At 41.3% G+C, this 12,953-nt stretch carries 13 protein-coding genes, 10 tRNA genes, 1 rRNA gene and 1 pseudogene (1 of these 25 running past the window's edge); 1 reads left to right on the top strand and 24 read right to left on the bottom strand.

Annotation, left to right across the window (positions count from 1 at the left end; all coding sequences use genetic code 11):
- The 12 genes from BkAM31D_RS01345 to BkAM31D_RS01290 form a co-directional block, all read right to left on the bottom strand.
- Positions 1-1,551 (bottom strand): 16S ribosomal RNA (locus tag BkAM31D_RS01345); it reaches 4 nt to the left of the window's first position.
- A 187-nt stretch (positions 1,552-1,738) separates the two neighbouring features.
- A tRNA-Ile gene (locus tag BkAM31D_RS01340) sits at positions 1,739-1,815 on the bottom strand.
- 42 nt (positions 1,816-1,857) lie between these two features.
- Positions 1,858-1,931 (bottom strand) — tRNA-Gly (locus BkAM31D_RS01335).
- Positions 1,932-1,941: 10 nt separating this feature from the next.
- A tRNA-Pro gene (locus tag BkAM31D_RS01330) sits at positions 1,942-2,018 on the bottom strand.
- Between the two features lie 24 nt (positions 2,019-2,042).
- Positions 2,043-2,129, bottom strand: a tRNA-Leu gene (locus BkAM31D_RS01325).
- 31 nt (positions 2,130-2,160) lie between these two features.
- Positions 2,161-2,242: transfer RNA gene (locus BkAM31D_RS01320), tRNA-Leu, on the bottom strand.
- Between the two features lie 9 nt (positions 2,243-2,251).
- Positions 2,252-2,328 (bottom strand) — tRNA-Asp (locus BkAM31D_RS01315).
- Positions 2,329-2,336: 8 nt separating this feature from the next.
- Positions 2,337-2,412: transfer RNA gene (locus tag BkAM31D_RS01310), tRNA-Val, on the bottom strand.
- Between the two features lie 27 nt (positions 2,413-2,439).
- Positions 2,440-2,514, bottom strand: a tRNA-Glu gene (locus BkAM31D_RS01305).
- Between the two features lie 9 nt (positions 2,515-2,523).
- A tRNA-Ser gene (locus tag BkAM31D_RS01300) sits at positions 2,524-2,614 on the bottom strand.
- A gap of 1 nt (position 2,615) precedes the next feature.
- Positions 2,616-2,690, bottom strand: a tRNA-Asn gene (locus BkAM31D_RS01295).
- A gap of 121 nt (positions 2,691-2,811) precedes the next feature.
- The gene (locus BkAM31D_RS01290) at positions 2,812-3,261 is read right to left on the bottom strand and encodes a SprT family protein (protein ID WP_066159475.1); all 450 of its coding nucleotides are present in this window, start codon (positions 3,259-3,261) and stop codon (positions 2,812-2,814) included.
- Between the two features lie 106 nt (positions 3,262-3,367).
- On the opposite strand from BkAM31D_RS01290, the gene cmpA reads away from it, so the two are divergent.
- Positions 3,368-3,493 (top strand): cortex morphogenetic protein CmpA, encoded by a 126-nt coding sequence (gene cmpA, locus BkAM31D_RS01285; protein ID WP_085449713.1) that lies wholly within the window; start codon positions 3,368-3,370, stop codon positions 3,491-3,493.
- A 91-nt stretch (positions 3,494-3,584) separates the two neighbouring features.
- Here cmpA and BkAM31D_RS01280 read toward each other — a convergent pair whose 3' ends face one another.
- From BkAM31D_RS01280 to alr, 12 genes and pseudogenes are all read right to left on the bottom strand, one after another.
- Positions 3,585-5,771 (bottom strand): Tex family protein, encoded by a 2,187-nt coding sequence (locus BkAM31D_RS01280; protein WP_066159472.1) that lies wholly within the window; start codon positions 5,769-5,771, stop codon positions 3,585-3,587.
- Positions 5,772-5,878: 107 nt separating this feature from the next.
- Positions 5,879-6,307 carry a SpoIIE family protein phosphatase gene (locus BkAM31D_RS01275; RefSeq protein WP_066159469.1) on the bottom strand — a complete coding sequence of 143 codons (429 nt, stop codon included), beginning with the start codon at positions 6,305-6,307 and terminating at the stop codon, positions 5,879-5,881.
- Between the two features lie 170 nt (positions 6,308-6,477).
- Positions 6,478-7,262 (bottom strand): annotated as a pseudogene (gene sigB, locus BkAM31D_RS01270) (RNA polymerase sigma factor SigB).
- Complete coding sequence (rsbW, locus tag BkAM31D_RS01265; RefSeq protein WP_066159463.1) at positions 7,225-7,710, bottom strand: anti-sigma B factor RsbW; 486 nt, start codon at positions 7,708-7,710, stop codon at positions 7,225-7,227. Before rsbW ends, sigB begins: the two are co-directional and overlap by 38 nt.
- On the bottom strand, positions 7,707-8,030 hold the full coding sequence (locus tag BkAM31D_RS01260) for an STAS domain-containing protein (protein WP_066159461.1): 324 nt from the start codon (positions 8,028-8,030) through the stop codon (positions 7,707-7,709). The genes rsbW and BkAM31D_RS01260 overlap by 4 nt, the downstream gene beginning before the upstream one ends.
- 52 nt (positions 8,031-8,082) lie before the next feature.
- Complete coding sequence (locus BkAM31D_RS01255) at positions 8,083-9,093, bottom strand: PP2C family protein-serine/threonine phosphatase (protein WP_066159459.1); 1,011 nt, start codon at positions 9,091-9,093, stop codon at positions 8,083-8,085.
- A gap of 12 nt (positions 9,094-9,105) precedes the next feature.
- Positions 9,106-9,519 carry an anti-sigma regulatory factor gene (locus tag BkAM31D_RS01250; RefSeq protein ID WP_066159457.1) on the bottom strand — a complete coding sequence of 138 codons (414 nt, stop codon included), beginning with the start codon at positions 9,517-9,519 and terminating at the stop codon, positions 9,106-9,108.
- Between the two features lie 2 nt (positions 9,520-9,521).
- On the bottom strand, positions 9,522-9,878 hold the full coding sequence (locus BkAM31D_RS01245; RefSeq protein WP_066159454.1) for an STAS domain-containing protein: 357 nt from the start codon (positions 9,876-9,878) through the stop codon (positions 9,522-9,524).
- A 15-nt stretch (positions 9,879-9,893) separates the two neighbouring features.
- On the bottom strand, positions 9,894-10,712 hold the full coding sequence (gene rsbRA, locus BkAM31D_RS01240; protein ID WP_174521932.1) for an RsbT co-antagonist protein RsbRA: 819 nt from the start codon (positions 10,710-10,712) through the stop codon (positions 9,894-9,896).
- A gap of 258 nt (positions 10,713-10,970) precedes the next feature.
- Entirely contained in the window at positions 10,971-11,321 is a 351-nt protein-coding gene (locus BkAM31D_RS01235; protein WP_034631315.1) for a type II toxin-antitoxin system PemK/MazF family toxin, read from the bottom strand.
- A gap of 3 nt (positions 11,322-11,324) precedes the next feature.
- Positions 11,325-11,609, bottom strand: coding sequence for a CopG family ribbon-helix-helix protein (locus BkAM31D_RS01230; protein ID WP_066159448.1), 285 nt, complete (start codon positions 11,607-11,609; stop codon positions 11,325-11,327).
- Between the two features lie 173 nt (positions 11,610-11,782).
- On the bottom strand, positions 11,783-12,916 hold the full coding sequence (alr, locus tag BkAM31D_RS01225) for an alanine racemase (protein WP_066159446.1): 1,134 nt from the start codon (positions 12,914-12,916) through the stop codon (positions 11,783-11,785).
- Between the last annotated feature and the right edge of the window lie 37 nt (positions 12,917-12,953).

Here is a 12,953-nt window from a genome sequence, read left to right as displayed (position 1 = left end):
GAGGTGATCCAGCCGCACCTTCCGATACGGCTACCTTGTTACGACTTCACCCCAATCATCTGTCCCACCTTAGGCGGCTAGCTCCCAAAAGGGTTACTCCACCGACTTCGGGTGTTACAAACTCTCGTGGTGTGACGGGCGGTGTGTACAAGGCCCGGGAACGTATTCACCGCGGCATGCTGATCCGCGATTACTAGCAATTCCGGCTTCATGTAGGCGAGTTGCAGCCTACAATCCGAACTGAGAATGGCTTTATGAGATTGGCTCGACCTCGCGGTTTCGCTGCTCTTTGTACCATCCATTGTAGCACGTGTGTAGCCCAGGTCATAAGGGGCATGATGATTTGACGTCATCCCCACCTTCCTCCGGTTTGTCACCGGCAGTCACCTTAGAGTGCCCAACTAAATGCTGGCAACTAAGATCAAGGGTTGCGCTCGTTGCGGGACTTAACCCAACATCTCACGACACGAGCTGACGACAACCATGCACCACCTGTCACTTATGTCCCCGAAGGGAAATCCCTATCTCTAGGGAGGGCATAAGGATGTCAAGACCTGGTAAGGTTCTTCGCGTTGCTTCGAATTAAACCACATGCTCCACTGCTTGTGCGGGCCCCCGTCAATTCCTTTGAGTTTCAACCTTGCGGTCGTACTCCCCAGGCGGAGTGCTTAATGTGTTAACTTCGGCACTAAGGGCATCGAAACCCCTAACACCTAGCACTCATCGTTTACGGCGTGGACTACCAGGGTATCTAATCCTGTTTGCTCCCCACGCTTTCGCGCCTCAGCGTCAGTTACAGACCAGAGAGTCGCCTTCGCCACTGGTGTTCCTCCACATATCTACGCATTTCACCGCTACACGTGGAATTCCACTCTCCTCTTCTGTACTCAAGTCTCCCAGTTTCCAATGACCCTCCACGGTTGAGCCGTGGGCTTTCACATCAGACTTAAAAGACCGCCTGCGCGCGCTTTACGCCCAATAATTCCGGACAACGCTTGCCACCTACGTATTACCGCGGCTGCTGGCACGTAGTTAGCCGTGGCTTTCTGGTTAGGTACCGTCAAGGTACCGCCCTATTCGAACGATACTTGTTCTTCCCTAACAACAGAGCTTTACGAACCGAAATCCTTCATCACTCACGCGGCGTTGCTCCGTCAGACTTTCGTCCATTGCGGAAGATTCCCTACTGCTGCCTCCCGTAGGAGTCTGGGCCGTGTCTCAGTCCCAGTGTGGCCGATCACCCTCTCAGGTCGGCTACGCATCGTCGCCTTGGTAAGCCATTACCTTACCAACTAGCTAATGCGCCGCGGGCCCATCCTGCAGTGATAGCCGGAGCCATCTTTTAGTCTAAGACCATGAGGTCTCAGATATTATCCGGTATTAGCACCGATTTCTCGATGTTATCCCAGTCTACAGGGCAGGTTGCCCACGTGTTACTCACCCGTCCGCCGCTAACTAATTAAGAGCAAGCTCTTAATTAGTCCGCTCGACTTGCATGTATTAGGCACGCCGCCAGCGTTCGTCCTGAGCCAGGATCAAACTCTCCATAAAAATGGTAAGCTGATTAGCTCAATAAAAAATTTAAGGTGAAATTTGCCCTATCGGGTAAATTTCTTTGACGAGATATCATGTATCTCTTTTCGCTTGGCTTTTGTTCAGTTTTCAAAGAACTCGACGCCGCTCATTAGCGACTTTTAAAATGATACTATCAAACCTTTAAAAGGTCAAGAACTTTTTTTGGTGGGCCTGAGTGGACTCGAACCACCGACCTCACGCTTATCAGGCGTGCGCTCTAACCAGCTGAGCTACAGGCCCAAAAGAAGACATAAAAAAAGAATCTATCTTCAATTATGAAATTGGAGCGGGTGATGAGAATCGAACTCACGACATCAGCTTGGAAGGCTGAGGTTTTACCACTAAACTACACCCGCATATAAAAGATGGTCGGGAAGACAGGATTTGAACCTGCGACCCCCTGGTCCCAAACCAGGTGCTCTACCAAGCTGAGCCACTTCCCGTTTGAATAGATACCAAACAACATTTGGTGCGGTTGAGAGGACTCGAACCTCCACGGGGTCAACCCCCACTAGGCCCTCAACCTAGCGCGTCTGCCATTCCGCCACAACCGCGTTAGCACCAACAAATTATAATCAACAAAAGTGCGGGTGAAGGGAGTCGAACCCCCACGTCATAAGACACTAGATCCTAAGTCTAGCGCGTCTGCCAATTCCGCCACACCCGCAAAGATGAATGGCGGTCCGGACGGGACTCGAACCCGCGACCTCCTGCGTGACAGGCAGGCATTCTAACCAACTGAACTACCGGACCAAAATATATGGTGGAGGATGACGGGATCGAACCGCCGACCCCCTGCTTGTAAGGCAGGTGCTCTCCCAGCTGAGCTAATCCTCCACTTTGCTGTTAACTATATTACTAGAATGGTGACCCGTACGGGATTCGAACCCGTGTTACCGCCGTGAAAGGGCGGTGTCTTAACCGCTTGACCAACGGGCCATTTAAAAATGGCGGAGAAGGAGGGATTTGAACCCTCGCGCCGCGTAAACGACCTACACCCTTAGCAGGGGCGCCTCTTCAGCCACTTGAGTACTTCTCCTTGGCTCCACAGGTAGGACTCGAACCTACGACCGATCGGTTAACAGCCGATTGCTCTACCACTGAGCTACTGTGGAATATTATAACGACTTGGAATATTAAAACACATCACTAGAAGCTTATCAACTTTTTGTTCAGCTGACTCATTAGCGACTTCTATAATATAGCATACACTTTTTGAAAAACGCAAGTCTATTTTTAAATTTTTTTCAACTTACTTTTACATTTTCCACAAACATATCGTCTAATATCAATTTTACGTTTACGATTATACTCCAGCCCACAAACCGTGCATTGATACCGGTGGTTACTCGTAGTAGAGTTCTTTGTTCCCGGAATTGTTTCACAAAATCTAGGTGCACCAAGCTTCATCATTAAATCTTTAAAGTCATTATCGCGATGCTGATACCCCTTACCTTGAAGATGGAGGTGATAGTGACAAAGTTCATGCTTAATGATTCCCACTAACGCATCTTTTCCAAAATAGATTAACTGCTTAGGGTTAATCTCAATATTGTGGCTTCTAAGTAAGTAACGCCCTCCAGTCGTACGTAATCTATTGTTAAAAGTAGCTTCATGCAAAAAAGGTATCTTAAAATACTCTTCCGAAATACACTCCACCAATTTTTGTAACTGCTTATTCGTCATGGGATTATGATTCCCGTTCATAAATCTTCACCAATCCTTCAACTATGACAAACCTTCATTCATATAATAATCTAAATCCCGAAAGTCGTTAAGGAGTTGTTTGCCTATGCCTAAATGGCTAAGACAACAGTTAAAGCAAGCTTATTTAGAAAAAGACCGTTATCAAATTAGAGTCCTGAATCAATGCTGGTTCTATTATAAAGAAAGAGAATCATTAGAAGTCCAAACTTAAGTATAACGAAGAAGATTGAGGTTGCTAAATAACAATTTAACACACGTCACGCTTCCTCAATCTTCTTACTTTAATACATTATTAACAAATTCTATGACGAAACAGTTTGCATCTCCGTTTTTTTCATCGTTAGAGAAACTCTTCCTTTTTGTATATCGACTTGCTCTACCCAAACGGTTACGATCTCTCCTACCGTTACGACTTCTAAAGGGTGCTTGATGAAACGGTTTGTTAATTTAGAAATATGGACAAGCCCATCTTGCTTCACTCCAATGTCAACAAAGGCACCGAAATCAACCACATTTCGAACTGTCCCTTGTAACTCCATCCCAACTTGTAAATCTTCCATTTTAAGTACATCTTGTTTAAGTAATGGCTTGGCTACTTCGTCACGCGGATCACGTGCCGGACGCATGAGATTATCGATCATATCCTTTAATGTTGGTACACCTACTTCTAACTCTGATGCCAAACCCGATACGTCAATGTTCTGCAATAACTCCCTTACTCTTTCTGATCCTATCTCTTCAACAGTTGCACCAATTTGTTTTAACAACTTCTCTGCTTCGTTATAACTTTCAGGGTGAATAGCCGTTGCATCCAAAGGATGATCACCCTCTTGAATTCTCAGGAAGCCAATTGCTTGCTCATATGTTTTCGCTCCGAGCCTAGGAATTTTTTTCAACTGCTTCCGGTCTGTAAATCGTCCTTCTTCCTCACGACGCTTGACTATATTATTGGCGACAGCCTTTGATAGTCCAGCTACATACTGCAACAATGAACTTGAAGCCGTATTAACATTCACACCAACTTGGTTAACAGCTGTTTCCACCACAAAGGTTAACTGCTCATTTAATCTTTTTTGCGAGACATCATGTTGGTACTGACCTACCCCAACGGATTTAGGGTCAATTTTCACTAATTCAGCTAACGGATCTTGTAGGCGTCTTGCAATTGACACAGCACTCCTTTCCTCAACTTTCAAATCAGGGAATTCTTCCCTTCCCAGCTCAGAAGCCGAGTACACACTTGCTCCAGCCTCATTGACAATTAAATAATAAATTGATTCGTCAAGCTGTTTAATGACATCGGCAATGAATTGTTCAGTCTCTCTCGATGCTGTCCCGTTCCCAACGGCAATCATTTCAACTGAATGTTTGTTAATTAACTCTTTAACAACTACAGCTGATTTTTCGACCTCATTTCTCGGTGGTGTTGGATAGATAACCGCAATATCGAGAACTTTACCTGTTGCATCAACTACAGCTAATTTACAACCTGTTCTGTAAGCTGGGTCAACCCCAAGAACGGTTTTATCTTTCATTGGCGGTTGCAGAAGCAATTGCCTTAAGTTCTCTGAAAAAATATGAATCGCTTGTTCTTCAGCCTTTTCGGTTAATTCATTGCGAATATCGCGTTCAATCGAAGGCTCTATTAAGCGCTTATAGCCGTCTTCAATCGCTTCGGCCACAAAAGCCGCTGCCTTTGAATGAATATCTCTTATGGTTTTCCTTTTAATATCTTCTATGATACGGTCACTCGGGAAAACTAAAGAGACACGTAGAATCCCTTCCTTCTCACCACGATTCATTGCTAAAATCCGGTGTGGCACAATCGCCCTAATCGCTTCTTCGTACTCATAGTACATTTCAAAGATAGACTTTTCATCAGCTTCTTTGTCTTTTACAACAGTTTTCATTTTCCCGTCTTTAAAGCCTGATTGTCGAATGCTTTTGCGAAGCTCAGCATCATCAGAAATCCATTCTGCTATTATATCTTGAGCCCCTTGAATCACTTCTTCGATTGATCCAAGTTCCTTTTCTTCAGATATGTATGTCGCAGCTTCATCATTAACCGAACCATCCTTAGGGAAGGAATACAACCATACCGCAAATGGTTCTAATCCCTTTTCTTTCGCAATAGTTGCTCTCGTTCTTCTTTTTTGTTTATAAGGTCGATATAAATCTTCAATTTCCTGAAGCTTTTTAGCCTTTTGAATCTTTAATGTTAATTCATCAGTCAATTTTCCTTGTTCATCTATTAGACGGATAACTTCTTCTTGACGGTTACTTAGTTGGTTTGCATACTCCCACTTTTCAACAGTGGTACGAATTTGCACTTCATCGAGTCCACCTGTCATTTCTTTACGATAACGAGCAATAAAAGGGACTGTATTTCCTTCATTAACTAAAGTAATTAATTGCTCTATATAAGCTTTTTTAACATTTAACTCTTTCGCAATCGTAAGAATGGTCTCATTACGCTTTTCTTCATTCATCCCAACACCCCATTTTTAAATAGACTAGTATCATCATAGCATAGTTTTACACCTCAAAAAAAAGACAGCCTTTATACTCTTATCACAGAGATAACCAAGGCTATCTTTTATTTAAATCTCCCTATTAATATTGTTACATCATCAATAGCATAGTTTTCCTTTTCTAATAAATTTTCCAATCCAACAGTAGGAGACGTCATGCGGAGTAATCGTTCCTTTGCAGGTCTCCTCTTTAATCCATCCGAATACAATAGGAAAACAGCACCTTGATAAAAACGATAAGTCGAACTTTTAATCACTTGCTTTTTTCCTGATAAATAACCTCTTGCCGGAATCGGTTCAAATGTCGTACCATCTGGCAAATACAAAATGAATCCTATATTACCAAAATTACAATAGTCGATAAGTTGTCGATTATAGTCCACTTTAATAATCGTTAGAACGACACCTCTATGATTCACTAACACATCGTTACACGCTTTTACAAGTTGAGCAACATCGAGTCTATGAAGACTCCTAATAACACCAGCAGCCATTTCTGCTGACTTCCTAGCTTGCTCTCCACTTCCAAGACCGTCAATAACTGCACAAATGCTGTATTCCTTATCCTAAATCACAACATGAATATCTCCAGAACAATTTTCGCCAGGCTTAGACTGCTCATATACAACAATCTCTACTTGTTCATCATTGTAATGTGTTAACATCAAAGGATCTCCGTTGGTTCAACTTTAATTGCTTCTTTTAATTTCTCAAGAGCCCTTCGCTGCAAACGAGAAACATGCATTTGGGAGATACCTAACTTTTCACCCGTTTCCTTTTGACTGAAATTATGAAAATATGTATGGACGATAATTTCCTTTTCACGATCGTTTAAGACCTCAAACGCTTTTTCCAACAAAAGCTTCCGATCTGCTTCCTCAAACCCAGAATCAACATTTCCTACTAAGTCTAATAAAGTGACCTCGCCCCCTCTTGATCCGCTTCAAGTGAGCGATCAACAGAGAGCGCCTGATAGCTCTTGCTCATTTCCATCGTTTCTAACACTTCTTCTTCTGAGACACCAAGATGCTCTGCTATCTCATACACTAGGGGAGAACGTTGCAAGTCGGAAGTTAATTTCTCAACCGACTGTTTAATTTTCGGTCCTAGCTCTTTAATTCTGCGAGGTACATGAACACTCCAAGTCTTATCACGGATAAATCTCTTTATTTCGCCGAGTATTGTCGGAATTGCAAAAGATTCGAAACTTTTACCAAATGCAGCATCATATCTCTTCATCGCCGCTAACAAACCGACCATACCAACTTGAAACATATCTTCTTCATACTCCCGGCCTTTTGAAAACTTTCTTGATAAACTGCGCACAAGTCCTTCATAATGTTGAACAAGCTTTAACTGCGCACTTTCATCGCCAGACGCTTGGTAGCTGGTAATCCATTCGTACACTTCCTCATTGTTCTGGCTGCGCCTCTGAGAATCTTTCGACATCATGTTCCACCTCATCTCCATGAAGGAACTTGGTCATAACTAAAACAATGCCTGATTCATCATTTATTTCCACTTTATCCATTAATGTATTTATAAGAAACAGGCCCAAGCCACCTTCTTTTAAATCGGCTACAGGTCGATCGGCATTAACCGGTCCGAGCTGATCACGCACACTAGCAATATCAAAACTCTGTCCTTGATCAGCTACAACGATCTCGATCTTATCTTCATATAAGTAGAAAGAGACATTCATAACGCCTCCTTCCTCATATGCATGATTTACGACGTTCGTACATGCTTCTGCAACAGCAATCTTCATATCCTCGATCTCATCGTAGGTAAATCCGACCCGATTGGCAATTCCAGAAACAGTCAAACGGATCACACCTACATACTCTGGCTTTGCAGGAACACTCATTTGTATATGATCTGCTTCTTGTTGCTTCATCTTGACGCCTCCCCTTCCTCAATTGTAATGACTTCATTCAGACCTGTAATTGTAAACAGTCGTTTAATTCGGTCAGACATTCCTGTTAACACAAGGTTACCTTTATGAATATGTGTTGCTTTAAGCGCACCTATGAATATCCCAAGGCCCGTACTATCTATATAATGAACATCCGTTAAATCAACTTTGACATTTTTCCCAAGCTCTGTTAGAGGCAATAACTCCTCTCTTAACTTAGGGGCTGTATACGCGTCTACCTCTCCCGCTAAATATAAAACAGTCGTATCATTATCGGCTTCTAAACGAATAGATAAGTTCATAGTATCCTCTCCTTTTATCCCTTAAAAAACCTATACCCTTTAATCAGTCTAGTTAAACACGTTTAATTACCATTAATGTAAAATCATCTTTTAAAGTAAACTTTTGAAGTTTAGCTAATTCTTGATAAACATTATCAACCAACTCTTGTGCTGATAAGTGCATATACTTACGAATCAACGCTATCACTTCCTCCCTCTCGATAAAACGGTCTTCAACCCTACATTCCGTAACACCATCGGAAAGAAAAACAACAAAATCTCCAGTTTCTAGTTTTCTATTATATTCCCTAAAGTTCCCTTTTTTTGAAACGCCTAAAACAATGCCCTTTGCATAGAGATCCTCAAATTGATCCAATGCTGCATTGTAAAAGAAACCCGGCTCATGCCCCGCTCCGGAATAATTAAATTCATCTGTTCTAGGATCATAAGAACCGTACATCATCGTAATAAACATGCTATCATGAACATTTTGCTCTACTACACGATTCAAACTATCTAACAAAGCAGCTGGTTGCAAGCGTTGTTCAGGCAAACTGTCCATCGCATACTTAATCATCGACATACAAAGAGCCGCCGGTACTCCTTTCCCGATAATATCAGCTATCGCGATGCCAACACATCCATTATCATCCATTATGTAATGATAATAATCTCCACTCATTTTATATGCCGGAACACTTACCACACCCATATCCAACGAATCGCTGTGGGGAGTCCCTTCAGGAAGTAACGTCTGCTGCATTGTAGCAGCGACGTCAATTTCAGACTCAAGCTCTAATTGCCGATCTCGCAAACTTTGATGTTCACGATAAGCCAGACCATATCCCATCATGACTTCTAATAATAAGTCAAAGGAGTCTAATACCCCTTCCGGAACAGTCGGAAACAATTCTTCAACAACAGCACGATGTACACCTACCACTTCTTCTGGTGAAAATTGTTGCTCCATTAAAATTTTGCTAAACTGCTGAGCCTGATACAGTCCTAATTCATTTTTCCGATGAAGGAATGTTTGTACAATTTCTTTATACGTTTGCTCTAAATCATGTACAGTTCTTTCCACACAAACCCTCTCCTAACGAATCCACTTAATCGCTGTAATGGTGGTCCCTTCTCCTACTACAGAGTCGATAGTGAAATCATCCATTAAACGTTCTACGCCTGGTAAACCAGCACCCATGCCACCAGATGTGGTAAACCCATCCATCATTACTTGCCTTATATCAGGAATACCTGGACCTTGATCTTTTGCAGTGATTTTAATGCCTTTTCTTAAACCCAATTTACTTGGTTTCTCAACTAACTCAATCGATATTTCTCCGCGCTTCGCATAAAGATAGATATTCCGAGCAAGCTCCGAGATGGCTGTTGTAATTCTAGCTTGATCAACACTGCCAAACCCAATTTCTTTTGATAACGAGCGACCAGCTTGTCTTGCTGCAACAATATCCCACTCGTTTTTCACTCCGACACAGGACTGGGTTTCCATGCTTACCCCTCCAATTCCTGTTGCAATTTCTCAAGACCTTGTTCAAGATCTAGAGCTGTTTGAACATCTTTTAAGGTTATCCCCATGTCGATTAATGTAATTGCAACAGCTGGCTGAATGCCAGTTAGAACTACTTTCGCTCCCATTAGGTTAGACATGTCGACAACATCCCCTAACACTTTAGCAATAAAGGAATCAATCATATCAACAGATGTTAGATCAATAACAACCCCTAATGAGCCTTCCATATGGATTTTATTTAATAAATCCTCTTGGAATTGCAATGCAGTCTGATCATCTAATTCAACCTGTACACTTATTAATAAATAATGTTTTAGTTTTAAAATTGGAATTCTCATATACCTTCCTCCAACTTACAAGTCAATCATTTTCTTGTTTGTTAACTCCAACGCTGTTTCAATCCCTTTTTTCAGCGTGCTCTTTGTCGGAAACTTACTTAAATCAATCCCAAGATTCACAATGGTTTGGGCAATCTCGGGTCTAATCCCAACAAGAATGCATGTTGCCCCTACTAACCTCACCGCTTCAGAAGCTTGAATAATATGGTGAGCAACCATTGTATCGACCACAGGAACTCCCGTAATATCAATTAGAACGACTTGTGACCGGTGCTCAATCACACCTTGTAATAAATTTTCCATTACAAGCTTGGCTCTAGCTGTATCAATCGTTCCGATTAACGGCATCACCGTTACTCCCTCTAATACTGGGATTAAAGGTGCTGAGAGCTCCATTAAAGATAGTTTTTGCATTTCAAAAATATCTTCCCAAGTACCTGTATAATCGTAAACCAATTGGTTAATTAGTCGATCAATCCAGTTCTCAAGTTCACTAAATGTAGAAAGTAAATCCTGAATGTTCGTTTCTTGTTCTGAAATTAAAGCCAAATTCACACGGCGAAAAGCTTGGAGACCCTGTGTAAAGTACGCAAGCGGCCAACCACTTTGTATGTATTCATCAGCAAAGGAGCTTAATCTTTTCTTTGCTTCTTTTTCATCCATATCTACCATACCAATAATGAAATGCATAAATTGTTGATTCGTATTTTCATAGACTGAATCTGAAATGGATTCCAAGTAGTTTTCTTTCCTTATAACATCTAACTCTTCTTTCCAAAGCTCCATCAACTTTTCTCGTTGATTCCCAATAAGCGAAACAATATATGGTTGCATCATTTATCCCCCTGACTAATCTTACCCCTATTATTTCATGGTTAAAAAAATGTTGCAAAGAGTAAAGTGTCTAAAATTATGCAAAAATTCTCTAAATGCGACAAAGTACTCACTTCGTTAATAAGCTAGATTCAATAGCTTTTTATTCTAAACCATCAATTTAAATAAACATGAAACGTTAAAGCGATTTTACATAAAAACAATCTGAAAATAAAACAAAACCCCATTTTTCACAAATGAGGTTTACAGTCGTATATCTTAAAAATCAATAAGTCCTAAACTTATGAACAGAGCATCATTCACACGATTCATCATATCATCGTCTAAGTGGGTTATTTTATCGGTTAGCCTTTGCTTATCAATTGTTCGTACTTGTTCCAACAAAATGACGGAATCACGATCAAAGCCATAACGTTTTGCATTAATCTCAACATGCGTTGGCAGTTTAGCTTTTTGAATTTGAGCTGTAATTGCTGCCACAATAACCGTAGGACTAAAACGGTTTCCAATATCATTTTGTATAACAAGCACAGGACGAACTCCACCTTGTTCAGAACCAACAACAGGTGAGAGATCAGCAAAGTAAACGTCGCCTCTTTTTACAATCAAAGGCTACACCCCACTCACTAAGCGGTCGAGGGTATTCTCTGCTTCCTCCTCGGCAAGAAAAGATTCTGATGCAATGTTTAGGTTAATTTTCGCCATTTCCATATAGCCTTGCTGCATAGTCTCCCGAATTTGACGTTTTTTACGTTCACGAAGATACATCTTTGTTGCTTGTGAAATGAATTCACTACGATTGACGTTCTCTTTTTTAATCACACCGTCCACCTCGTTCAACAAATGTTGTGGCAAATTAATTACAATGCGCTTTGTGCTTTGCTCTGACACAAACATCCACCCCCAGCATCCACCAAATAACGTTGAGCTTATTTAATCTTTTTTACAACAGATGCTTCCTTTTTAGTCTCGTACCTAATCATAGCATTAGCTAGCTCGAAATGCAAAGGCCCAATGGTCTATCTTTTAAATTAGACCAACAAGAAATGTATATTCAACTTTCACTTCATTTAGTCCATATAAACCCTTGGTACTCTTTGCCCAATTACACAAGGAATTTCATAGTTAATCGTATTTAATCTTTTTGCAATTTCATCCATTGTTATTCTATTATCTCCATCTTTACCAATCAATGTCACAATTGTACCGACTTCAACCGGTTCCGATAAGCGCACCATACATTGGTCCATGCAAATACGACCGACAAACGGAGCTCGTTCTCCATTAACAAGTACTTCTCCGCCACTAGTACTATGATACCTTAACCAACCATCTGCATAACCGATCGGAATTGTTCCAATCCATTCGTCTGATTTAGCACGATATGTCGCACCATAACTAATCGCTTCTCCTGCCGCAACCTTTTTCACATGCACGAGACGGCTTTTAAGTGAAAATGCTTGCTTTAATTGGATAGGAAGCTCTTCTGTAATTTCAGGTGATGGAGTTAACCCATACATTGAAATACCTAAACGAAAAGCATTAAATGCTTTTTCAGGAAATCTCATACCGGCAGCGCTGTTTCCACTATGAATGAAAGAAGCTTGAATGCCCTTTTCCTTTACCCAATCTAACATCTCAACAAATCGATTGTGCTGTTCATTTACATACGAAGCATCTTTTTCATCAGCAGTAGCAAAATGAGTAAAGATCCCATGTACATGAAATTGTTTATTTGCAGCTAGGAAGTCGCATACCGCATCCGTTTCTTCCTTTGTTCTCAGCCCAATCCTGCCCATACCCGTATCAAATTTCAAGTGGATCGAAATGGATGCATCAGTCACAAGGAACTTCTTCGCTTCTTCTAACCACTGCTGTTGAAAAACTGTAACCATCACTTGATACCGTTGCGCAATAGAGACATCCTGAGGTCTAATTCTACCTAAAACAAGAATAGGCGCCTTAATATTTGCCTCTCTTAAAGCAATGGCTTCATCCAATAATGCAACAGCTAAATAACTAGCTCCTGATTTTAAAGCTGTCTTTGCCACTTCAACAGCACCATGACCATAACCATTCGCTTTTACAACAGCTATCACACTGACATCTCTATCACGGTAAAGTTGACAAATGGCTTGTACATTATCGGCAATAGCCGTTAAATCAACTTCAGCCCATGTATCTCGGTAAAACTCTTGACTCATCAAACTTCCTCCCTAAATGCCCTATCCATTATTCCCT

Source organism: Halalkalibacter krulwichiae (genome assembly GCF_002109385.1).
Classification (GTDB): domain Bacteria; phylum Bacillota; class Bacilli; order Bacillales; family Bacillaceae_D; genus Halalkalibacter; species Halalkalibacter krulwichiae.
The sequence above is the reverse complement of the archived record's forward strand: the minus strand, read 5'-3'. Positions and strand labels throughout refer to the sequence as shown.

Excerpts from the sequence above, each read along its gene's own strand:
- BkAM31D_RS01230 (WP_066159448.1), bottom strand. The coding sequence starts at position 11,609 with ATGTTTGTGTCAGAGCAAAGCACAAAGCGCATTGTAATTAATTTGCCA.
- BkAM31D_RS01245 (WP_066159454.1), bottom strand. The coding sequence starts at position 9,878 with ATGAGAATTCCAATTTTAAAACTAAAACATTATTTATTAATAAGTGTA.
- rsbW (WP_066159463.1), bottom strand. The coding sequence starts at position 7,710 with ATGAAGCAACAAGAAGCAGATCATATACAAATGAGTGTTCCTGCAAAG.
- BkAM31D_RS01290 (WP_066159475.1), bottom strand. The coding sequence starts at position 3,261 with ATGACGAATAAGCAGTTACAAAAATTGGTGGAGTGTATTTCGGAAGAG.
- BkAM31D_RS01280 (WP_066159472.1), bottom strand. The coding sequence starts at position 5,771 with ATGAATGAAGAAAAGCGTAATGAGACCATTCTTACGATTGCGAAAGAG.
- BkAM31D_RS01250 (WP_066159457.1), bottom strand. The coding sequence starts at position 9,519 with ATGGAAACCCAGTCCTGTGTCGGAGTGAAAAACGAGTGGGATATTGTT.
- alr (WP_066159446.1), bottom strand. The coding sequence starts at position 12,916 with ATGAGTCAAGAGTTTTACCGAGATACATGGGCTGAAGTTGATTTAACG.
- cmpA (WP_085449713.1), top strand. The coding sequence starts at position 3,368 with ATGCCTAAATGGCTAAGACAACAGTTAAAGCAAGCTTATTTAGAAAAA.
- BkAM31D_RS01260 (WP_066159461.1), bottom strand. The coding sequence starts at position 8,030 with ATGAACTTATCTATTCGTTTAGAAGCCGATAATGATACGACTGTTTTA.
- rsbRA (WP_174521932.1), bottom strand. The coding sequence starts at position 10,712 with ATGCAACCATATATTGTTTCGCTTATTGGGAATCAACGAGAAAAGTTG.
- BkAM31D_RS01275 (WP_066159469.1), bottom strand. The coding sequence starts at position 6,307 with ATGGCTGCTGGTGTTATTAGGAGTCTTCATAGACTCGATGTTGCTCAA.